At 61.8% G+C, this 21,972-nt stretch carries 19 protein-coding genes, 1 tRNA gene and 1 riboswitch; of the genes, 8 read left to right on the forward strand and 12 right to left on the reverse strand.

The window, feature by feature from the left end; translation table 11 throughout:
• Positions 1–30: 30 nt before the first annotated feature.
• The 5 genes from FFM53_RS10405 to FFM53_RS10425 are packed head-to-tail and all read left to right on the forward strand — an operon-like array spanning position 31 to position 5,453.
• Complete coding sequence (locus FFM53_RS10405) at positions 31–1,077, forward strand: UDP-glucuronic acid decarboxylase family protein (protein WP_138388186.1); 1,047 nt, start codon at positions 31–33, stop codon at positions 1,075–1,077.
• The gene (gene galE / locus FFM53_RS10410; protein WP_138388187.1) at positions 1,077–2,063 is read left to right on the forward strand and encodes a UDP-glucose 4-epimerase GalE; all 987 of its coding nucleotides are present in this window, start codon (positions 1,077–1,079) and stop codon (positions 2,061–2,063) included. Before FFM53_RS10405 ends, galE begins: the two co-directional genes overlap by 1 nt.
• The gene (locus FFM53_RS10415; protein ID WP_138388188.1) at positions 2,060–3,967 is read left to right on the forward strand and encodes a glycosyltransferase family 2 protein; all 1,908 of its coding nucleotides are present in this window, start codon (positions 2,060–2,062) and stop codon (positions 3,965–3,967) included. The genes galE and FFM53_RS10415 overlap by 4 nt, the downstream gene beginning before the upstream one ends.
• A 19-nt stretch (positions 3,968–3,986) precedes the next feature.
• Complete coding sequence (locus FFM53_RS10420) at positions 3,987–4,925, forward strand: glycoside hydrolase family 26 protein (protein ID WP_138388564.1); 939 nt, start codon at positions 3,987–3,989, stop codon at positions 4,923–4,925.
• Between the two features lie 18 nt (positions 4,926–4,943).
• Positions 4,944–5,453 (forward strand): DUF995 domain-containing protein, encoded by a 510-nt coding sequence (locus FFM53_RS10425; protein WP_138388189.1) that lies wholly within the window; start codon positions 4,944–4,946, stop codon positions 5,451–5,453.
• Positions 5,454–5,583: 130 nt separating this feature from the next.
• Here FFM53_RS10425 and FFM53_RS10430 read toward each other — a convergent pair.
• Positions 5,584–5,657 (reverse strand) — tRNA-Gly (locus FFM53_RS10430).
• Between the two features lie 59 nt (positions 5,658–5,716).
• Positions 5,717–6,811 carry a 2'-deoxycytidine 5'-triphosphate deaminase gene (locus FFM53_RS10435; protein WP_173883571.1) on the reverse strand — a complete coding sequence of 365 codons (1,095 nt, stop codon included), beginning with the start codon at positions 6,809–6,811 and terminating at the stop codon, positions 5,717–5,719.
• Between the two features lie 73 nt (positions 6,812–6,884).
• Positions 6,885–6,963: riboswitch (SAM riboswitch) on the forward strand.
• A gap of 42 nt (positions 6,964–7,005) precedes the next feature.
• On the opposite strand from FFM53_RS10435, the gene FFM53_RS10440 reads away from it, so the two are divergent.
• Together FFM53_RS10440 and apaG are read left to right on the forward strand one after the other, a co-directional pair.
• Complete coding sequence (locus tag FFM53_RS10440; RefSeq protein ID WP_138388193.1) at positions 7,006–8,190, forward strand: O-succinylhomoserine sulfhydrylase; 1,185 nt, start codon at positions 7,006–7,008, stop codon at positions 8,188–8,190.
• Positions 8,191–8,549: 359 nt separating this feature from the next.
• Positions 8,550–8,942, forward strand: a complete 393-nt coding sequence (apaG, locus tag FFM53_RS10445) for a Co2+/Mg2+ efflux protein ApaG (RefSeq protein ID WP_003545191.1) — start codon at positions 8,550–8,552, stop codon at positions 8,940–8,942.
• A 213-nt stretch (positions 8,943–9,155) separates the two neighbouring features.
• Here apaG and FFM53_RS10450 read toward each other — a convergent pair whose 3' ends face one another.
• From FFM53_RS10450 to FFM53_RS10460, 3 genes are all read right to left on the reverse strand, one after another.
• Positions 9,156–10,148, reverse strand: a complete 993-nt coding sequence (locus tag FFM53_RS10450) for an Hsp33 family molecular chaperone (RefSeq protein WP_138388195.1) — start codon at positions 10,146–10,148, stop codon at positions 9,156–9,158.
• A 90-nt stretch (positions 10,149–10,238) separates the two neighbouring features.
• The gene (argF, locus tag FFM53_RS10455) at positions 10,239–11,153 is read right to left on the reverse strand and encodes an ornithine carbamoyltransferase (RefSeq protein WP_138388196.1); all 915 of its coding nucleotides are present in this window, start codon (positions 11,151–11,153) and stop codon (positions 10,239–10,241) included.
• A gap of 42 nt (positions 11,154–11,195) precedes the next feature.
• Positions 11,196–12,395: an aspartate aminotransferase family protein gene (locus FFM53_RS10460; protein WP_138388198.1), complete on the reverse strand. Its 1,200-nt coding sequence runs from the start codon at positions 12,393–12,395 to the stop codon at positions 11,196–11,198.
• Positions 12,396–12,815: 420 nt separating this feature from the next.
• Between FFM53_RS10460 and FFM53_RS10465 the strand changes: the two genes are divergently transcribed.
• Complete coding sequence (locus tag FFM53_RS10465) at positions 12,816–13,355, forward strand: GcrA family cell cycle regulator (protein ID WP_138388200.1); 540 nt, start codon at positions 12,816–12,818, stop codon at positions 13,353–13,355.
• A 574-nt stretch (positions 13,356–13,929) separates the two neighbouring features.
• Here FFM53_RS10465 and phoB read toward each other — a convergent pair.
• The 7 genes from phoB to phoR form a co-directional block, all read right to left on the reverse strand.
• The gene (gene phoB, locus FFM53_RS10470; protein ID WP_003545181.1) at positions 13,930–14,613 is read right to left on the reverse strand and encodes a phosphate regulon transcriptional regulator PhoB; all 684 of its coding nucleotides are present in this window, start codon (positions 14,611–14,613) and stop codon (positions 13,930–13,932) included.
• 132 nt (positions 14,614–14,745) lie between these two features.
• Positions 14,746–15,459 (reverse strand): phosphate signaling complex protein PhoU, encoded by a 714-nt coding sequence (gene phoU, locus FFM53_RS10475; RefSeq protein WP_003545180.1) that lies wholly within the window; start codon positions 15,457–15,459, stop codon positions 14,746–14,748.
• Between the two features lie 44 nt (positions 15,460–15,503).
• The gene (gene pstB, locus FFM53_RS10480; RefSeq protein ID WP_003545178.1) at positions 15,504–16,319 is read right to left on the reverse strand and encodes a phosphate ABC transporter ATP-binding protein PstB; all 816 of its coding nucleotides are present in this window, start codon (positions 16,317–16,319) and stop codon (positions 15,504–15,506) included.
• Between the two features lie 15 nt (positions 16,320–16,334).
• Positions 16,335–17,657 carry a phosphate ABC transporter permease PstA gene (gene pstA, locus FFM53_RS10485; RefSeq protein ID WP_138388202.1) on the reverse strand — a complete coding sequence of 441 codons (1,323 nt, stop codon included), beginning with the start codon at positions 17,655–17,657 and terminating at the stop codon, positions 16,335–16,337.
• Complete coding sequence (gene pstC / locus FFM53_RS10490) at positions 17,654–19,135, reverse strand: phosphate ABC transporter permease subunit PstC (RefSeq protein ID WP_138388204.1); 1,482 nt, start codon at positions 19,133–19,135, stop codon at positions 17,654–17,656. Before pstC ends, pstA begins: the two co-directional genes overlap by 4 nt.
• A gap of 170 nt (positions 19,136–19,305) precedes the next feature.
• Positions 19,306–20,340, reverse strand: a complete 1,035-nt coding sequence (locus tag FFM53_RS10495; RefSeq protein WP_029875432.1) for a substrate-binding domain-containing protein — start codon at positions 20,338–20,340, stop codon at positions 19,306–19,308.
• A 195-nt stretch (positions 20,341–20,535) separates the two neighbouring features.
• Positions 20,536–21,759, reverse strand: a complete 1,224-nt coding sequence (phoR, locus tag FFM53_RS10500; RefSeq protein WP_138332412.1) for a phosphate regulon sensor histidine kinase PhoR — start codon at positions 21,757–21,759, stop codon at positions 20,536–20,538.
• Between the last annotated feature and the right edge of the window lie 213 nt (positions 21,760–21,972).

Below are 21,972 nucleotides of genomic sequence, written 5' to 3' on the forward strand. Positions count from 1 at the left end.
TAGCAAACTCTGAAAACACGGGAGGTAGTCGTGAACTATCTTGGCAGGATTCGTGCGCGCTCTGTAAAATCTTCGGCTCGTGATGCAAATTGTCCATCCGGAATACACCACGCTCCCAAGAGAGTTCTTGTCACCGGCGGTGCAGGTTTCCTCGGATCCCATCTCTGCGAGACGCTTTTGGCCTCCGGACACCAGGTGATCTGCCTCGACAATTTTTCCACCGGCATGCGGCGCAATATCACCCATCTGAAGCGAGTCGATCGCTTCAATGTCATCGCCCACGATATCGTCCACCCGCTCGATCTGGAAGTCGACGAGATCTATAACCTCGCCTGCCCGGCATCGCCCCCGCATTATCAGGCCGATCCGATCCATACGACTAAGACCTGCGTGCTGGGCTCCCTCAACCTTCTGGAGCTGGCCGCGCGCACCGGCGCACGTATCCTTCAGGCATCCACCTCCGAAGTCTACGGCGACCCGAACGTCCACCCGCAGGTCGAAAGCTACTGGGGCAACGTCAATTCGTTCGGGCCACGCTCCTGCTACGACGAGGGCAAGCGGTGCGCCGAGACGCTGTTCTTCGACTTCCACAACACGCACGGCGTCGAGATCAAGATCATCCGCATCTTCAACACCTACGGCCCGCGGATGCGTCCGGACGACGGCCGCGTCGTCTCGAATTTCATCGTTCAGGCCCTGACGGGGCAAGACATCACGATATATGGCGACGGTTCCCAGACCCGCTCGTTCTGTTTCGTCGATGATCTCATCGGCGGCATGGTCCGCATGATGGCCTCACCGTCGTCGCTGACGGGGCCGGTCAATCTCGGCAATCCTGGCGAATTCACGATCCGGGAGCTGGCCGAGCAGGTGATCGGATTGACCGGCTCCCGGTCGCAAATCATCCATCGCGCTCTGCCGGTTGACGATCCCCGTCAGCGTCGCCCCGATATTTCGCTTGCCATGCAGGAACTCGACTGGCGGCCGAAGATCGACTTGTCGAGCGGCTTGCGTCAGACGATCGACTATTTCGATGGCGTTCTCACCCGTCCGGCACGCGAACTGGAGGCGGTCTGATGGCTGCGCCCCGGGTCCTTGTCACGGGCGGTGCCGGCTATATCGGCAGCCACACCGCCAAGCTCCTCCGCTCGGAGGGGATTGAGCCTGTCGTCTACGACAATCTCACGACCGGAAACCGTTCGTCCGTGCGCTGGGGCCCTTTCGTCGAAGGTGACGTCCTCGACTCGTCATGCCTGATCGAGGTCATCGAGAAATATGCTCCCGATGCCGTCATCCACTTTGCCGCCTCGGCCTACGTCGGCGAGTCCGTGGAAAACCCAGCGAAATATTACAATAACAATGTCTGCGGTGCATTGTCGCTTATCGATGCCTGCCGGCAGACGGGGCTTCAAAACGTCATCTTCTCATCGAGTTGTGCCGTCTACGGCGTCCCCTCCGTGCTGCCGATCGATGAGACGTTGCCGAAGGCTCCGATCAATCCCTACGGCAAGACCAAGCTGATCTTCGAGCATATGCTCGCCGACTATGCGGCGGCCTACGGCCTGCGGTATGTTGCCCTGCGCTACTTCAATGCCTGTGGAGCCGATCCGGACGGCGAGCTTGGCGAATGGCACGTTCCGGAAACCCATCTCATTCCGCGGGCGTTGCTGGCCGCGGCCGGCCGGATTTCGCATCTGGAGATATTCGGCGATGATTACGATACCCCTGACGGCACCTGCATAAGGGACTATATTCACGTCGCAGATCTCGCGCGCGCCCATGTTCAGGCCTTCACCCATCTCGCCAAAGGCGGAGCAAACCTCGCTGTCAACCTCGGCACCGGGCGGGGTTTTTCCATCAGGGAAGTCCTGCGCGTGATCCAGGAAACGACCGGGTGCGAAGTCCCGGTCGTCATCCATCCACGCCGGCCGGGCGATCCGCCCAGCCTCTACGCCGACGCCAGCCTGGCCCGCGAGACGCTCTGCTTCCAGCCTCGATATTCCGACCTCGAAACCATCGTGCGGACGGCGGCTCCGTTCTTCGGACTGGAGGCGCGCGCGTGACCGAACTTGCGATTACCCAAGCGATGCATGCTCCGGGACCCTCCCACGAGCCGCTTCTTGTCCCGGTTCTGACCGGACATCGGCGGGCCGAATATCTGTTCTTGGCGGCCGTATGGGCCTGCGCCTTCGCCTATTTCTGGATCTGGTGGCTGGAGCCGCGCCATCACGTCGATGCTTTCGGCACGATTACGGTGAGCCTCGTTCTTGCCTGGGTTACCGCTCTGCCGGCCTATTTCATCGTCGTCTTCTATCGGGCGGCAAGACCGAACGGTCCCTTGCGCCTGCCGGCGGGCAGTCGAGTGGCCATGGTCGTGACCAAGGCGCCGGCCGAACCCTTCTCGGTCGTCCGTGAGACCCTGCTGGCAATGCTTGCCCAGGAGGTGGAACACGACACCTGGCTTGCCGACGAAGACCCTTCCCCCGAGACTCTCGACTGGTGCTCCGGGCACGGGGTCCTCGTCTCGACCCGCAAGGGGCGATCCGATTATCATCGGACGTCGTGGCCCCGACGCACGCGGTGCAAGGAAGGCAACCTCGCCTTCTTCTACGACCACTACGGCTACAGCCGCTACGATTTCGTGGCGCAACTCGATGCGGATCATGTTCCCGCGCCCGACTATCTCTTCCATATGCTGCGTCCGTTCGCCGATCCAAAGGTCGGCTATGTCTCCGCCCCCAGCATTTGCGACAAGAACGCTTCCGAAAGCTGGTCGGCACGTGGAAGGCTCTATGCCGAGGCCAGCATGCATGGCTCGCTCCAAGCCGGTTACAATGGCGGCCTGGCGCCGATGTGCATAGGGTCGCATTACGCGGTACGTACCGTCGCCCTCAAACAGATCGGCGGCCTCGGTCCGGAGTTGGCTGAAGACCATTCGACGACATTGATGATGAATGCCGGCGGCTGGCGGGGTGTGCATGCGCTGGATGCCATCGCCCATGGTGACGGCCCCAGAACCTTCAGCGATCTCGTGACGCAGGAATTCCAGTGGTCGCGCAGCCTGGTCATGGTGCTGTTGCGGTACTCGCCCAGCCTCCTCGGCCGGCTGCCGCCCCGGCTCAAGTTCCAGTTCCTCTTTTCGCAACTCTGGTATCCGCTTTTTGCGTTCTTTATGTTGCTCATGTTTGCATTGCCGATCATCGCGCTCGTGCGCGGCCAGAACTTCGTGACGGTGACCTACCCCGATTTCCTGGCGCATTTCGCACCGCTTTCTATCGCTCTCGTGGTGATGGCTTATCGCTGGCGCGCCAGCAGCTCGTTCCGCCCCTACGACGCCAAGATCCTGAGCTGGGAATGCATGCTCTTTCTCTTCGCGCGCTGGCCCTGGGCGCTCGCCGGCACGCTGGCTGCGGTGCACGATTTTGTGACAGGCTCCTTCGTCGATTTCCGCGTCACGCCGAAAGGCCGGTCCGAAGTCGATCTGCTGCCGGTGCGTGTCCTTGCGCCCTACGCTTTGCTGGCGCTCATGGCGGTATTGCCTGCCCTGGCAATCGGCGATGCCGGCGCCTCCAAGGGTGGCTACTTCTTTACCATCCTGAACGCCGCAATCTACTGCGCGCTGCTGTTGGTCATCGTCGGGCGCCATTCGAAGGAAAATACGGTTGCGGCGGCCCCGCGTTTCTACCGTCCGGCGATGGCGACCGTGCTTCTTGCGCTTGTCGCGTTGCCGGGCGCTGCAACCATCATGCGCGGAAAGGATGCGACCGAGGCACTCGCCTGGGGCAGCGGCCGCCTTCAGCTGTTCGAAGAGCGCTACGCCGCCTCCGGTGCAGGCCGGGGCGGGACCGCCCTGCGCACGATCTTCTTCAAACCACGATGGATTTCCGATCCGGAGGAGATCCAACTGAGAACGGATGCCGCTCACCCGGATGTGCGGCCGAGCGTGGAGGAAATACACAATGCATAGCCCATCCAAAATAGCCCTGTTGTCGTTAACCGGCCTGTTGCTGTCGGGAGTCGCGGTCCTGCCTACCGCTCTGGGCAGTTCTGCCGAAGGGCAGCCGCTTGCAATGACGATATCGTCCATTGCGCCGCCGACCAAAATGCCGGTCGTCACGAAGGAGTCGATCACGTTCGGCGCCTATGATCCGCACGGAGATTTAGGCGCCTCGCCCGATTCGAAGATCGAACACCTCTTCCTGCCCTGGGAAGATGTCGATCTGCGCACGCTCGTCCTCGCCGACGATTATGCGCAAGCGCGTGGCCGCACCCTGCTGATCTCGGTCGAGCCCTGGACCTGGTCGACCGGTTCGCGCCAAACCTCGCAGGAACTGCTGCACAGCATCCTCAACGGTTCGCGCGATGCGAACATGGCCGCCGTCTGCTCGACTGCTGCCAAGCTGAAAAGTCCGGTCATCATTCGCTGGGGACAGGAAATGGACGAAACCGACAGCCAGTTCTCCTGGTCGCATTGGCAGGGCGACGATTATGCCAAGGCCTATCGCCGGATGGTGGAGGTCTGCAAGGTCCACCTGAAGACGGCCAAATACATGTGGTCACCGAAGGGCAATGAGGGGCTTCAAGCCTTTTATCCCGGCAACGATGTCGTCGATCTTATCGGGCTCTCGGTCTTTGGCCTGGAGCAATACGACAGGGACAAGACTGGCCGTGACCAGACGTTTGCCGAGCACCTTGCGCCCGGATACGCCCGTGTCGCTGGTTACGGCAAGCCCATCATGGTTGCCGAACTCGGCTACGAAGGCGGCGATTCCTTCGTGCGAAACTGGGCTGAGAGCGTAACGAAACGCTATCCCCAGTTCCCGGCCCTCAGCGCCGTTATCTACTTCAACGACCGTGAAGTCTATCCGTGGCCGGACGGCTATGGCCGCCCCGACTGGCGGGTCGTCCGCGAAAGCATCAATTGAACAACAAGGAACCTGAACATGTCCATGCTTCAAAAAATGTTCCTGGCCGTGGCCCTGACCAGCGGTATCGCCACGGCCGCGTCCGCTGCCGGAACCAATGAGCCTGCGGGGATCGAGACCGCAAAGCCGATGAGCAGCGCGGAAATCTATCGGCTCTACAACCAGAATTCCTGGATGTGGAAAGCCGGCGCCGGCTACTTCTCCGCAAAGGCGCGTCGCTTTACCGCCTGGTCGCGGGAAAATGGCTCGCCGTCCTTCGGCACGGGCCGCTGGTTCATCACGGAGTCGGGTAAACTCTGCTTCAACGCCGACTGGCACGCCAAGACCGGAACGGCGACGGCGATCACCTGCTTCAGCCACCGCAAGAAGGGTGGCCTGATTTATCAGAAACGCGAACCGGACGGTGAATGGTACGTTTTCAAGAGCGCACCGGCACAAGCCACCGACGAATTCGCAAAGCTTCGCCACGGCGACTACGTGAGGTCTCAATTGGGGGGAATTGAGACGAGCGTCAGTAAGACCAAATAAAGGCGAAGCTAGGGGTTGCGCGCGGCCGAGGCGCCATCTGTATCCTTGTAGGAGCCGATGCCTGCGCGCAACCCTTTTCATAAAAGATTGCGAAGCGCCTTCAAAAGGCGGCGAACGGGCTGAGGGTGAGTGGAGCGGGTGAAGGGAATCGAACCCTCGTATTCAGCTTGGGAAGCTGCTGCTCTACCATTGAGCTACACCCGCGACGAAGCGAGATTTCCAACAGATGGGGGCCGCTGTCAAGTCGCGCCGGGTGCAACGCTTCAGATGCGGAAGTGCTTCGACAGTTTCAGGCCCTGGGCCTGGTAGTTGGAGCCGAGGCCGGAGCCGTAGAGGCTGGCCGGCTTTTCCTGCATATGCTCGTAGACAAGGCGGCCGACGATCTGGCCGTCTTCGAGAATGAAGGGCACTTCGTGGCTGCGCACTTCGAGCACCGCGCGGCTGCCGCGTCCGCCGGCAGGCGCATGGCCGAAGCCCGGATCGAAGAAGCCGGCATAATGGACACGGAATTCGCCGACCAGCGGATCGAACGGCGTCATCTCGGCTGCATAATCCGGCGGCACGTGCACCGCCTCGCGCGAGACGAGGATATAGAATTCGTCGGGATCGAGGATCAGCTCGTTGCGGCCGCGGCTGTGGAGCGGTTCCCAGAAATCGAAGAGGTCATGCTCGGCCTTCTTGTCGACGTCGACGACGGCGGTGTGATGTTTTCCGCGATAACCGATCAGGCCGTCCTTGTCTCCGGCGAGGTCGATCGACAGGGCGATGCCGCCGCCGGAAACGTTGGGCAACTTGCTGGCGACCAGCGTCTCGCTCTCGTGCAGCTTCAAAAGTTCCGGCTCGCCGAGCAGGGCCTGGCCGACGCGGAAACGGATCTGCGACAGGCGTGAGCCGCGGCGCACGACGATCGGGAAGGTGCGCGGGCTGATTTCGAGATAGAGCGGGCCGGAATAGCCTGCCGGGATCTTGTCGAATTCCTGGGCGTAATCGGTGATGACGCGGGTGAAGATATCGAGGCGCCCGGTCGAGCTCTTCGGGTTGGCCGAGGCCGACATGTCGGCCGGCAGCGCTAAGCTCTCCATCAGCGGCACGATGTAGACGCAGCCGGTTTCGAGCACCGCCCCTTCGGAGAGGTCGATCACGTGCAGGCTCAGCCGGTCGAGCTTGTCGGACACCAGATGCGAGGGGCCTGGCATGAAGCTGGCGCGCACGCGAAAAGCCTTGCCGCCCAAGCGCAGATCGAGGCTTGCCGGCTGGATCTGGTCGCGGTCCAGCTCCCGCTCGGAGAGCAGACGCCCCGTTTCGAACAGCGCGGAGATCGCGCGATCCGCCAGAATTCCCGTTTCGCGAGCCATCATGCCTCATCCATCATTTGCCGCCGACAAAACCAAACTCGGGGAATTGACGCAAGCAGCTAACAGCAGTATTGCAGAATTATCCCGTGGTGATTTGGCCGGTCGGCTTGCAGCCACGTTAAACAAGTGGCTAAAAAGACCGGGTTGAAACCGGTCTGCTTTTGCGACCGGTTTTTTTGTTATGTGAAGGTGATGGCATGAGCAAGACCTGGCGCCCCGCAACCCAACTCGTCCACGGTGGCACGCTGCGTTCGCAATATGGCGAGACGTCCGAGGCAATCTATCTCACCCAAGGCTTCGTCTACGAGACGTCGGAGGCGGCCGAAGCCCGCTTCAAGGGCGAGACGGAGGGCTTCATCTACGCCCGCTACGGCAGCCCCACCAACGACATGTTCGAAAAGCGCATGTGCATGCTCGAAGGCGCCGAAGACGCGCGCGCCACCGCTTCCGGCATGGCCGCCGTAACCGCGGCGATCCTCTGCCAGCTGAAATCAGGCGATCATATCGTCGCTGCGCGCGCTCTCTTCGGCTCCTGCCGCTGGGTCGTCGAGACGCTGGCGCCGAAATACGGCATCGACTGCACGCTGATCGACGGCCGGGATCTGGCGAACTGGGAAAAGGCGATCACTTCGAAGACCAAGGTGTTCTTCCTGGAAAGCCCGACCAACCCGACGCTCGAAGTGATCGATATCGCCGGCGTCGCCAAGCTCGCCAACCAGATCGGCGCCAAGGTCGTCGTCGACAACGTCTTCGCCACACCGCTCTTCCAGAAGCCCCTGGAGCTCGGCGCTCATATCGTCGTCTATTCCGCCACCAAGCATATTGACGGCCAGGGCCGCTGCCTCGGCGGCGTCGTGCTTTCCGACAAGGAATGGATCGACGAGAACCTGCACGACTACTTCCGCCATACCGGCCCGGCGATGTCGCCTTTCAATGCCTGGACGCTGTTGAAGGGCATCGAGACGCTGCCGCTGCGCGTGCGCCAGCAGACCGAGAATGCGGCAAAGATCGCCGATTTCCTGGCCGAGCAAGGCAAGGTCGCCAAGGTGATCTATCCCGGCCGCAAGGACCATCCGCAGGCCGATATCATCGCCAAGCAGATGACCGGCGGCTCGACGCTGGTCGCCTTCGAGCTGAAGGGCGGCAAGGATGCGGCCTTCGCGCTACAGAACGCGCTCCAGATCATCAAGATCTCCAACAATCTCGGCGACAGCAAGAGCCTGATCACCCATCCGGCAACGACGACGCACAAGAACCTGACCGAAGAGGCGCGCGCCGAACTCGGCATTTCTCCGGGCACGGTCCGCCTTTCGGCCGGCATCGAGGATACCGACGACCTGATCGAGGATTTCGCTCGGGCGCTCGCCAAGGTTTCGGCCTGATCGACAGATAAACGGCCGGACCTCACCAGGGTTCGGCCGAATCTCATTAAAGCGCGTCGCGATCTTTCAGATTCGCTCCTCGCGCTTTAGTTTTTGTTTTTACGCATGTCGCGCAAAACCGCTGCACACTTTTGCGCGCCATGCTTGGGGTTCGGCCGTTCCGGATCTCACCAAGGTGAGACCGGGGGAACAAGTTTGCCCGCCGTGGCGTTCCGAAACGGAATTAACACTGACAATTAGGCTTAACGATCGAAAGCCCTGCGGATCACAGCCATTTCAGCGATGATAATTGTTCCGTTTCTTGACGGACAGGGCCTCTTATAAGATACGGGTAACATATCTTGACTAAGGTGCAAGGCATGTATCGCGCCCTCACAAGAGAGATCGAAGTAGTCGTCGAGCCGTTCTATCTGGAGGAGCAATCCGATCCGGAAGACGATCGCTATGTCTGGGGTTACCGGATTGTCATCAGCAACAATTCCGGCATAGCCGTTCGGCTGGTCAATCGTTACTGGAACATCACGGACCAGAACGGCCAGGTGGACGAGGTGACCGGCCCCGGCGTCGTCGGCGAGCAGCCGCGGCTCAGCCCCGGCGACACCTACGAATATTCCTCCGGCTGCCCGCTCGACACGCCCTCAGGGTTGATGTTCGGCCATTACCAGATGGAAACGGACGACGGCGAGATGTTCGATGTCGACATCCCCGCCTTCTCGCTGGATTCGCCTGGGCTGCTGCGCGTGCTTAACTGACGTGTAACGCCGAAATCGATCGTGCCCGCTCAAGAGATTGCCGTGGCCCGCCCCTCCTCCGCCTGCCGGCACCATCCTTCGGACCCGTAAACGGGGCAAAGGGACATGCCGCCGACCTCTCCGTTCCTCGCCCACCTCTCGCAAGGCACGTCCCCTCGCCCCGTTTACGGGGAGAGGGTTAGGGTGAGGGGCAGCCGTCCATGCGAACTGAGCCTATTCCGCCGGCTGAAGCTCGGCCGGCTCAAAGCGATAGGTGGTCGAGCAGAATTCGCAGGTGACGGCGATTTCGCCGTTTTCCTGGCTGGCCTCGATCTCTTCGGCCGAAAAACCCTTCAGCACGCCTTTAATCTTGTCGCGCGAGCAGCTGCAGCGGTCGAAGACGGCGCGCGGTTCGTAGACGCGAACGCCGCGCTCGTGGAACAGGCGGAACAGCAGCCGCTCGGTGCCGACAAGCGGATCGGTCAGTTCATCGGCGTCGATGGTCTCGACCAGCGAACGCGCTTCGAGCCAGGCATCGTCCTCGCCATGCGGGCGGCTGCCGGTATCGCCGTCGCCGCCGTGGAGATCCGGCTGGCGCATGCGCTCCGGCGCTTCCGGCAGGAACTGGGCGACGAGGCCGCCGGCCCGCCAGCGATGGCGTGGCTTGCCCGTATCGTCACGGTCGAAGAGTTCGGCCGCGGCGAGGCGCACGCGCGTCGGGATCTGCTCCGACTGGCGGAAATAGACGCCGGCAATTTCTTCCAGCGTGGTGCCGTCGAGCGGAACGATGCCCTGGTAAGGCTGGCTGAACTTGCCCTGGTCGATGGTGAAGGCGAGCACGCCCTTGCCGAGCAGTTGCTCCGGCTCGGTTTCACCCGACTCGATCGCCTTGTTGAGCAGCGCCTGATCGAAACGGGCATAGGCGCGGACATTTTCCGGCGTCGAGAAATCGGCGACGAGAAGATCGACCGGGCCATCGCCCTTGGTCTGCACCGTGAACTTGCCGTCGAACTTCAGCGAGGTGCCGAGCAGCACCGTCAGCACGACGACTTCGGCAAGCAGCCGGGCAACGGGTGCGGGATAATGATGACGCTCGAGGATCGCATCGAGCATCGGGCCGAGCTGGACGGCGCGGCCGCGCACATCCAGCCCCTCCACCTGGAAGGGGACGACATGGTCATCGCCGGCGAAATCAAACTGGCCGAGGGCGGCTGCAGCTTCTGCCATGGCTTTTCACTCCTAGTTTCAGAGCGATGGGCCAGCGTGCCCTTCGCTCACGCGGTCGCGAGTCTGTCTCTCGCGACGTCCGATTATGGTTCAGATCGCGCCCAGGCACCAAGCAAGAATCGACTTCTGCGCATGAAGACGGTTTTCCGCCTCATCGAAGACCACGGATTGCGGACCGTCGATCACTTCGTCCGTCACTTCCTCACCGCGATGAGCGGGCAGGCAATGCATGAACAATGCATCATTGCCGGCTTTGGCCATCAAGGCCGCGTTGACCTGATAAGGCTGGAAGACATTGTGACCCCGGGCCCGATGTTCCTGATTCATGGAGACCCAGGTATCGGTCACCACGCAATCGACGCCGGCGACCGCACGGTCGGCATCATGGCAGAGCATGATTTCGGCGCCCTCATTGCGGGCCCAGTTCAGATAGTGATCCTTGGGCTCCGAGCCAAGAGGCACGGCCATGTTCATGCGATAGCCGAAGCGCGCGGCACCCTCGACCAGCGAATGCAGCACATTGTTGCCGTCGCCGGTCCAGGCGATGGTCTTGCCCTTGATCGGGCCGCGATGCTCTTCGAAGGTCATGATATCGGCCATGATCTGGCAGGGATGGGTGTCATCCGTCAGCGCATTGATCACAGGCACGGTCGCATGCTGGGCCAGCTCGACCAGCCTGGAATGCTCGGTGGTGCGGATCATGATCGCATCGACATAACGCGACAGCACCTTGGCGGTGTCGCCGATCGTCTCGGCGCGACCGAGCTGCATCTCGGTGCCGGACAGGAACAGCGTTTCGCCGCCGAGCTGGCGCATGCCGACGTCGAAGGAGACGCGGGTGCGCGTCGAGGGCTTTTCGAAGATCATCGCCAGCATCTTGCCGGCGAGCGGCTTGTCGCCCAGACCTGCCTTGAAGGCCTGCTTGCGGGTGAGCGCATCGTTCATGATGGTTCTGAGATCGGCTGATGTGACCGCCGAAAGATCGAGGAAATGTTTAGGGCTCATATCGTCTTCTTACCTGTGCTGCGCCCGAAGGCGGCAATCTCTTCAAGCCGTCTTCTTGACCTTGGAGGCGCGAATGCTCTCGGCGGCGCGTTCGACGCGGGCAAGACCCTCGCGGGCTTCCTCGGCGGTGACGACGAGCGGCGGAAGAAGGCGGATGACATTATCGCCGGCAGGCACGCCGAGCAGATGGGCGGCGCGGATTGCCTGCAGCAGCTCGGCTGAGGGAACGGCAGCCTTGATGCCGAGCAACAGCCCCTCGCCCCTGATATCCTCGATCACATCGGGATAACGATCCTTCAGCGAGGCTAGGCCCTGGCGGAAGACAAGTGCGACGTCGCGCACCTGCTGGAGGAAGCCATCGGCAAGGATGATGTCGAGCACGGCGCTGCCGACGGCCATGGCAAGCGGATTGCCGCCATAGGTCGAGCCATGGGTGCCGGCCTTCATGCCGGAGGCGGCCTCGGCCGTTGCGAGGCAGGCGCCGAGCGGGAAACCGCCGCCGATGCCCTTGGCGACAGCCATGATATCGGGTGTGATGCCCGACCATTCATGGGCGAAGAGCTTGCCGGTGCGGCCGACGCCGGTCTGGACCTCGTCGAGGATCAACAGCAGGCCGTTGTCGTCGCAGAGCTGGCGAAGCGCCTTCATGAACTCAGGCGTGGCGGGGCGAACGCCGCCCTCGCCCTGCACCGGCTCGATGAGGATGCCAGCCGTGGCATCGGTAATCGCGGCGCGGACCGCTTCGATATCGCCGAAAGCCACCTGATCGAAACCCGGCGCCTTGGGGCCGAAGCCTTCGAGATATTTCTCCTGGCCGCCGGCGGCGATCGTCGCCAGCGTCCGTCCGTGGAAGGCGCCTTCGAAGGTGATGATATGGAAGCGCTCGGGATGGCCCTTGGAAAACTGATAGCGACGCGCCGTCTTGATCGCGCATTCGAGCGCCTCGGCACCCGAGTTGGTGAAGAACACCTTGTCGGCGAAGGTGGCGTCCGTCAGGCGTTTTGCCAGACGCTCCTGTCCGGGGATCTCGTAGATGTTCGACAGGTGCCAGACCTTGTCGGCCTGCTCCTTCAGCGCGCCGACCACATGCGGATTGCTGTGGCCGACGGAGGTGACGGCGACGCCGGCGCCGAAATCGAGATATCGCTCGCCAGTTTCGGTGATCAGCCATACGCCCTCGCCTCGCTCGAACCGCAGCGGGGCACGAGAATAGGTGTCATAAAGCGGCGCGGCTTCAGCCATGGCGCGATCTCCATCAAAGTTGCCGGGCAATGACTCCGGCTAAGGAAACCAGGCCCGAAAAATCAAAAATGCCGCCTTGCGGCGGCGAGTGGCACTATTTCCTTTTCGCGCTGCAATGTCAACAAAACGGCGCCCTTAGCGTATGCAGCACAGGTGTACAGCGGCATTTTCAGTCTTCAACAGGCATTATTGCAGAAATGACACGCAGGGGCAGCAAGTTGGGGAAAACTACGAATTCGATTCATCCGGATTCATGCGACTCTTGTCACGGAGTCAGGCTCACACTAGGTTAAAGATCAATTACTAGACTGCATGCGGCGGAACTAGTCACCAAAATTGATCAAGCGTTTCTTGTTTCGGAGCTCCCGGGACAACGGTGAGGGATTCTGCCATCACCAACGCAAAAGGTGGAGACAGGGCATGAACTGGACAGACGAGCGGGTCGAGAAACTCAAGAAACTTTGGGCCGAAGGACTGAGCGCCAGCCAGATCGCTGCGCAGCTTGGCGGGGTCAGCAGAAACGCGGTCATCGGCAAAGTGCACCGGCTGTGCCTTCCCGGCCGTGCCAAGGCCGGCGGCACCAACACCGCGGCGCGAACGCCGAAGCGCAATACATCGGCGCCGCGCGCGCCGAACTTCGCCTCTCGCATCACCACCCGCACCGTTACCCGCCAGCAGGGCGCGACGATGCTGAAGGAAGAGATCGAGATCGAGATCGAAACGATCGAGGAAATGGAATACGTGCCAAGAGGCAATGTGGTGGTGCCGATTTCGCGCCGCCTCGGCCTGACGGAACTGACCGAGCGCACCTGCAAGTGGCCGGTCGGCGATCCGCTGAAGGACGACTTCCATTTCTGCGGCTGCGAGTCCCCCGACAATTCGCCCTATTGCAGCTATCACCAGAAGCTTGCCTACCAGCCGGTCAACGAACGCCGCCGGGCGGCAGCGCGGGCCAGCTGAGCGGGCTGACCATTGCTAGAATGCAGAAAACGGGCCGATTGGCCCGTTTTTTTATGCGCGGATGGGAGCGCTTGGGTGTTCAGTTCGTTGAGAACGCCGACTTGCCCTCATCCGGCTGCCGCCACCTACCAGGGTCGAGCCATGGGTCTCGACCTTTCCTTCGGTTCTCAAGGGGCGAAGTGACATGCCGCAACATCTCGATTCCCTCTTCTCCCCTCGGGGAGAAGGTGCCCGTAGGGCGGATGAGGGGGCCAGGGAAGCCGGTCTTTCTTACAACGCCATGCGGGTTTCGACCGCGTTGGCGTCGTTTCGATCGTGGTCAGGGCGCAGCCATTCGGCATGTGGGATAGGTTATCACGGAAAGAGTGTGCCGTGTGGCCCCCTCATCCGCCTGCCGGCACCTTCTCCCCGAGGGGAGAAGAGATTGTGCCGCAACCCTCTCCGTCCCCACCAACCCTTTCGCAGGGCACGTCCCTTGCCCCTTTTACGGGGACGGGGCGAGACGAGTGGCTTAACCCTGGCAGGTTAGGACATTCGCGCGAGCGGCTTTGTCAGCAGGCTCAGATGGAAGCCCTCAGGCTTCCATCGAATAACCGGCGCCGCGGACGGTGCGGATGACGTCCTGCATGTTGGAGAAATTCAGCGCCTTGCGCAGGCGGCCGACATGGACGTCGACGGTGCGCTCGTCGACATAGATATCGTGGCCCCAGACGCCGTCGAGAAGCTGCGAGCGGGAGAAGACCCGGCCCGGCGACGACATCAGGAATTCCAGGAGGCGGAATTCGGTGGGGCCAAGGCGGACTTCGCGGGTCTTGCGATGGACGCGATGGGTCTCGCGGTCGAGCTCGATATCGCCGCACTTCAGCACCGTCGACAGCACCTCGGGGCGGGCGCGACGTAGCATCGCCTTGACGCGGGCAACGAGCTCGGGGGTCGAGAAGGGCTTGACGACATAATCGTCGGCGCCCGTCGACAGCCCGCGGACGCGCTCGCTCTCTTCGCCGCGCGCCGTCAGCATGATGATTGGCAGGCGCTCGGTCTCCGGCCGCATGCGCAGGCGCCGGCAGAGCTCGATGCCGGAGACACCCGGCAGCATCCAATCGAGGATGAGAAGATCGGGCGTGCGCTCCTGGAGCCGCATTTCGGCTTCGTCGCCACGAAGGATGGTATCGACCTCGAAGCCTTCCGCTTCGAGATTGTAGCGAAGAAGCACGCTGAGGGCTTCCTCGTCTTCAACAACTGCAACTCTCGGGATCATGCGTGTCGGTCTCCTCGCGCATGATCCTTAAACCAGGGTGATTTAAGCAGTGCATCCTGCGCAAATTCAAAAATTGGCTGCGACCTCTTTGCGCGCCCGGACGGGCGCGCACGCAATTGACTGTGCGGGCGGTTATTCGGTGACCGCGCCGACGGTGTTGGCGCTGTCATCCTTCGGACGATCACCTTCCGGCTGCGCGCCTGTCGCCATGTAAAAGATCGTCTCGGCGATGTTGGTGGCATGGTCGCCGATGCGCTCGATGTTCTTGGCGCAGAAGAGAAGATGCGTGCAGCTGGTGATGTTGCGCGGATCTTCCATCATGTAGGTCAGGAGTTCGCGGAACAGCGAGGTGTACATCGCGTCGATCTCGTTGTCGCGTTCACGGATCGCATTCGCCTTGTCGGCTGAACGATTGGTGTAGACATCGAGCACTTCCTTGAGCTGGACGAGCGCCAGCTCGGACAGATGCTCGAGGCCGCGGGCAAGCTTGCGGGGAACGCCGGTGCTTTGGACGGCGATGACGCGCTTGGCGGTGTTCTTGCCGAGGTCGCCGACGCGTTCGAGATCGGCGGCGATGCGGATCGAACCCATGATTTCACGCAGGTCCGAGGCCATCGGCTGACGGCGGGCGATCGTGACGATCGCCTTGTCGCCGATTTCGCGTTCGGCGTGATCGAGGATCACATCGTCCGAGATGACCTTCTGCGCCAGCGCCGTATCGCCGTTGACGAGGGCGCGCACGGATTCGCCGACCATCTGCTCGGCCAGGCCGCCCATTTCGGAAATCCGCCTGGACAGGAACTTCAGATCATCATCGTAGGCAGAAAAAATATGTGTCGATGCCATGGGGCTTTATCCTCGAATAACGGGAAGGCTTGGTGTCGCCAAAATCAACCGAAGCGACCCATGATGTAGTCCTGGGTGCGCGGATCGTCGGGATTGGTGAACATCTTGTCGGTGTCGTTCTCCTCGACGAGGTTGCCGAGGTGGAACATGGCGGTGCGCTGCGAGACACGCGCGGCCTGCTGCATGGAGTGGGTAACGATGACGATCGTATAGTTCTCGCGCAGCTCGTGGATCAGCTCCTCGACCTTGGCGGTGGCGATCGGGTCGAGCGCCGAGCAGGGCTCGTCCATCAGGATGACTTCCGGGCTGACGGCGACGGCACGCGCAATGCAAAGGCGCTGCTGCTGGCCGCCGGACAGGCCGGTGCCAGATTCATGCACGCGGTCCTTGACCTCGTTCCAGAGACCGGCGCGCTGCAGGCTGGTCTCGACGATCTGATCGAGGTCGGCCTTCGACTTGGCAAGGCCATGGATGCGCGGGCCGTAGGAGACGTTTTCGTAGATCGTCTTCGGGAACGGGTTCGGCTTCTGGAAGACCATGCCGACGCGGGCGCGAAGTTCGACGACGTCGATATCGGGATCATAGACATCGTCGGTGTCGAGGGTGATCTTGCCGGTGACGCGGCAGCCGTCGATCGTGTCGTTCATGCGGTTGAGGCACCGCAGGAAGGTCGACTTGCCGCAGCCGGACGGGCCGATCAGGGCGGTTACGGTGTTTTCGCGGACGTTCAGGTTCACATCGAAAAGCGCGCGCTTCTCGCCGTAGTAAACCGAGACATCCTTTCCGATCATCTTATACGGGACGTTGCTCATCTTGTGATCCAGCGCCTTTTCAACTGCAGCTTCCGTCAACATGTTCATGATGTGTAACTCCGTTTACCAGCGGCGCTCGAAGCGACGACGCAAGAGGATGGCGCCCATGTTCATGACGATCAGGAACAGGAGCAGGACAATGATGGCACCCGAAGTACGCTCAACGAAGGCACGTTCTGCCTCGTTGGCCCACATATAGACCTGTACGGGCAGAGCCGTCGAGGGATCGAGCGGTGTCGTCGGCGTGTTGGCGACGAAGGCGACCATGCCGATCAGGAGCAGCGGCGCGGTTTCGCCGAGCGCGTGCGCCAGGCCGATGATCGTGCCGGTCAGGATGCCGGGCATGGCGAGCGGCAGCACATGGTGGAACACCATCTGCATCTTCGAAGCGCCGAGGCCGAGCGCTGCGGCGCGGATCGACGGCGGCACGGCGCGCAGTGCCGCACGCGTCGCGATGATGATCGTCGGCAGGGTCATCAGCGTCAGCACCAGGCCGCCGACCAGCGAGGCCGAGCGCGGCAGGCCGATGAAGTTGATGAAGACGGAAAGACCGAGCAGGCCGTAGACGATCGAAGGAACCGCGGCGAGGTTGTTGATGTTGACCTCGATCAGGTCCGTCAGCTTGTTCTTCGGCGCGAACTCCTCGAGATAGATCGAGGCGGCGACGCCGATCGGCAGGGCAAGCACGAGCACGATCAGCATCAGGTAGAGCGAGCCGATCAGGGCGACGCCCAGGCCTGCGGCTTCCGGACGGCTGGAATTGCCGTTGACGAAGAGGCCGGTGTTGAACTGCTTGTGGAGAGCGCCGCTCGCCTTCAGTTCGTTCATCCAGCCGACCTGCTTGTCGTTGACCTTGCGGTTCTTCTCATCGACCGAGAGGTCGATCTGGCCCTTGTTGGCGCTGTCGACATTGGCGTCGGCAAGCACCGTGACATTGACCGTCTTGCCGATGATCGACGGATCGGCCATCACCATATCGCGCAGCTGGATCGGCGCACCCTTGGAGAGCATGGCGGATGCATCGCGCACGTCGGGACGGCTCGAGGCATTGACGTTCAGCTGCTTGACGATCGCGTCGCGCAAGAGAACCGGGTAGTTGGCGGCGATCAACACCGAAGGGTCGGTCGCACGCTTGTTGTTCGGGTCGATCGTCTTCTCGGAGAATTCGATCGGCAGGGTGACCGCCGTCTGCTGGAAGGCGGTGTAGCCCTTGCCGATCACCGTCCACAGCAGGATAAAGAGGAAGACGAGACCGAAGGTGATGGCGGCAATGCCATAGGCCTGGAACCGGCGCTCGGCGGCGTAGCGGCGCTTGATACCGATATCGCGGCGCGCTGGCGCCTTGGAAACGGTGACGCCTGATGTGGGAGAAACAATATCCGTCATTCGTACTGCTCCCGGTATTTGCGCACGATGTAGAGCGCATAGATATTGAGGCAAAGCGTGATGCAGAAGAGGGTGATGCCGAGGGCAAAAGCAACCAGCGTCTGCGGCGAGGTGAACTCAAGGTCGCCGGTCAGCTGGTTGACGATCTTGACGGTCACCGTCGTCATCGGCTCGAAGGGGTTGATCTGGATGCGGGCAGCCACACCGGCGGCCAGCACGACGATCATGGTTTCGCCGATGGCGCGCGAGGCGGTCATCAGCAATGCGCCGACGATGCCGGGAAGGGCTGCGGGCAAGACCACTTTCTTGATGGTTTCGGAGCGTGTGGCGCCAAGACCGAGCGAACCGTCACGCAGTGACCCCGGCACGGCGGTGATGATATCGTCCGACAGCGAGGACACGTAGGGGATCAGCATGATGCCCATGACGATGCCGGCCGTCAGAACGCTCTGCGCCTGGATGAAGTTGCTGTAGTTGCCGGAGAGGAGGCCGCTGACCTGGGCGGAAAAGTCGCGCAGGAACGGGCCGACGGTGACGAGCGCGAAGAACCCGTAGACGATCGTCGGAATACCGGCGAGCACTTCGAGGAGCGGCTTGGCGACCCCACGCACCTTCGGCGAGGCGTATTCGGCCATGTAGATGGCGGCGAAGAGGCCGACCGGCACGGCGACCAGCATGGCGACCAGGCCGATATAGATCGTGCCGAGCAGCAGCGGGATCAGGCCGAACTGACCGAAGGACGAGCTGCCGGCGCCGGCAAAGCGCGGATCCCAGACGGTGCCGAAGAAGAAGTCCATGGCGGGAACGGCCGCGAAGAAGCGGGCGGCTTCCGACAGCATGGAGAAGACGATGCCGATCGTCGTCAGAATAGCGATCGAGGAGGCAAGCAGCAGGCCCCAGAGCATGACGCGCTCGACCCGGTTGCGGGCGCGGAAGCGCGGCGCGATGGAGCGCAGTGCGTAGAAGGCGCCAGCAACGGCGAGAGCGAAGACGATCGCCGTCATGGCGATGCGGCTCGTCATGCTCATGGCGTTGAGCTTTTTGGCGGCATCGAGCATGTAAGGCAGCGGCTGGCTGGCAAGCGGCACGCCCTTTTCGAGGAGCTTGGCCTGCAGGGCAGCCGGATCGTTGCCGACCGCGGCAGTTTCGTCCGAGGTCAGCATCGTCAGGCCGCGGGCAACCGTCGCCACCGTCGAATAGCCGAGATCCTGCTCGACCGAGGCTTGAGCCTTGATATCGTCGGGAAAAGCGCCGCGAACCGAGGACTGGATGATGCCGGGGCTGACGGAGAGCCAGAGGCCAAGCACGATGAGGGCGGGAAGAATTGCCCAGATCGCCGCATAGGCGCCGTAATAGGCCGGCCGTGAATGCAATGCGGAGGACCGGCCTCCGGCAAGCGCCGTGGCGCGGTTGCGCGCGACCAGATAGGCGGCGACTCCGATCACCACAAGGCACAAAAGTATGATGGATGTGCTCATTCGTTACGTCCCCAGGCCCATAGCCCCAAAAAGCCCGGCAGCTTGATCAGCCTGCCTTCAGCTTCCAATCATGGAGAAGGAATTCCAACCCTGCAGCTCCGGAACCGCCGGCGCGCAGGGACATAAGGCAATGCCGGCGCGGGCCAAAAGGCACCGCGCCGGCAGAGTCATTACATGGACTTGCCGGCTTCGACGTCCTTGCGGATCGCTTCGCGCTCGGCATCCGGAGCGGCAACGAGGCCGTATTCGACGAGCGGGCTGTCAGGGCCGATCATCTGGTCGGATACGAAGAAGTTGACGTATTCCTTCAGGCCCGGAACGGCGCCGAGATGTGCCTTCTTGACGTAGAAGAACAGCGGGCGGGAAACCGGGTAGGTGCCGTTGGAGATCGTTTCGGTGGACGGAACGATACCGCTCATGGTCGCAACCTTGAGCTTGTCGGCATTGTTTTCGTAGAAGGAAAGGCCGAATACGCCGACGCCGGTCTTGTTGGCGGCGATGCGTGCCAGGGTTTCCGGATAGTCGCCGTCGATGTCGACAGCAGCGCCGTCCTTGCGGACTGCGACGCAGGCCTTCGTCTGGGCAGCCTTCTCGGAGATTTCCTTGGCGATGACTTCCTGTGCGCCAGCGGCCTTGCAGCCGGCAGCGAGAACGTTCAGTTCGAAGACTTCGCGGGTGCCGTGCTTTTCGCCCGGGATGTAGGCAGCGATATCAACAGCCGGAAGCTTCGGGTTGACTTCCGACCACTTCTTGTAGGGGTTGGCGACGAGCTTGCCGTCGACGACGACCTGGGCTGCGAGGGCCTTGTAGATGTCGGCAGGAACGTAGGCAACGTCAGGGTTCGACGAGTCGGTTGCGAAGACGATGCCGTCGTAGCCGATCTTGACTTCCTGGATGTCGGTTACGCCGGCAGCCTTGCAGGCTTCGGCTTCGTTCTTGTTGATCGGACGCGAGGCGTTCGCAATGTCGATGGTGTCTTCGCCAACGCCCTTGCAGAATTCCTTCAGACCAGCGCCCGTGCCGCCGGATTCAACGACCGGCGTTTTGAAGTTGGTGAAGGTTTCGCCGAAGGACTCGGCAACGATCTTTGCGTAAGGCAGGACGGTGGACGAGCCAGCGACCTGGATCTGGTCGCGGGCGACGGCGGCGCCAGCGAAAGCAGCAGTTGCAGCCAGCGCGGCAACGGTGAGCTTGAAGGTGTTCATGTAAATCTCCCGGCATTTGGGCTTGTGTGAGTGCGGCCTTAGAGAGGCCCTCGCATTGCCTTTTTTCATCGGCGAGACTCTCTTAGCGCTGTAAGCACCGTCCTTTTATGTCAAAGCCGTGAAACATTTGTGACAGCTTAAGTAATTGATTTAAAATAATAAAATTATGCAACGTAAAAGTGTTGCGACATATCGTCAAAAACGGACGGTAAAATCGGTGCCCTTGCCGACTTCCGACTTGACGATCAGCCGCGCCCGGTGGCGGGTGAGGATGTGTTTGACGATGGCAAGGCCAAGGCCGGTGCCCTTCTTCGAGCGGCTGTCCTCGATGCTGACGCGGTAGAAACGCTCGGTCAGGCGCGGCACATGTTCGGCCGGAATGCCCGGACCCTTGTCGACGATGCTGACCTCGACCGGCTGGCCGGTGCCGTTCTTCAGCCAGACATCGACGATCTCGCCCTCCTGGCCGTATTTGCAGGCATTTTCCATCAGGTTCTCGAAGACCTGGACAAGTTCGTCGCGGTCGCCCAGCACCTCGACCTTGCCGTCGGGCAGATGCAGGTTGATGTCGACGCCGACATCCCTGGCGAGCGGCACAAGCGCATCTCTGACATGGCCGAGCAGCGGCACCAGATCGATCTTCTCATCCGGCGCGATGTGCGACTTCAGCTCCAGGCGCGAGAGCGACAGCAGGTCGTCGACCAGCCGGCTCATGCGCGTCGTCTGGTCGAGCATGATATTGAGGAAACGCGCCTGCGCCTTCAGATCGTTCTTCGCCGGCCCCTGAATGGTCTCGATGAAGCCGCGCAGCGAGGCCAGCGGCGTGCGCAGCTCATGGCTGGCATTGGCGACGAAATCCGACCGCATGCGGTCGATGCGGCGGACCTCCGATATATCGCGGAAGGACAGGATGAAATAGCGTTCACGCGGCCCGTCATCGGCCGCGAATTCGACGGGCGCGCTGCGCACGATATAGACGCGCTCGGAGGGCAGCCGCTCGGCATGCTCTATCTGGTTCGGCGCATTGGTGGCGATGGTTTCGCGCACCATGTCGAGCACGCCGGGCGAGCGCAGGCGGGCCGATATATGGGCACCGAGCGCCACCTCGCCGAAGGCCTTTTCGGCAGCGCGGTTCTGGAAGAGCACCGAGGCATCGTCCGAGAGCACCATGACGGGGATATCGAGGCCGGCAAGCGTGGCGGAAACTTCAGGCAGGCGGCTGGGTGGCAGCTCCGGCTCGATCTCGACCGGCTCGGCGGGATCCGCCTTGATGATGGGCGCCTCGTTGAAAAGCGCGGTGAAGATCATGACCAGCAGCAGGACAAGCACAACCCACTTGTTCATGCCGGCGGCAAGCGCGGCGAGCGCGCTGAGGATTGCCGCAAGCAGCACCGGCCGTTCGCGCCTTATGCGCGCCAACAGGCTTTTTCTCCATGGAGTTTCGTCTGGCAAGTGCCCTCGCGGCGTCGATTCGTTTTTCTTATATTGAACTCTGCCTGATAGCGGCAATTCATGACAGAAGTTTTCGGGCTGCCGCATCTCAAGCGAAAAGCCGCAGCCGAACCCACGAAAAATTGCCGGCCGCCTGCGAGAGATTTGATTTTCAACGGTAAATATGTTCGCTTGCGGGAA

Origin of the sequence: Rhizobium indicum, assembly GCF_005862305.2 — a bacterium.
In the GTDB taxonomy this organism is placed as follows: Bacteria; Pseudomonadota; Alphaproteobacteria; order Rhizobiales; family Rhizobiaceae; genus Rhizobium; species Rhizobium indicum.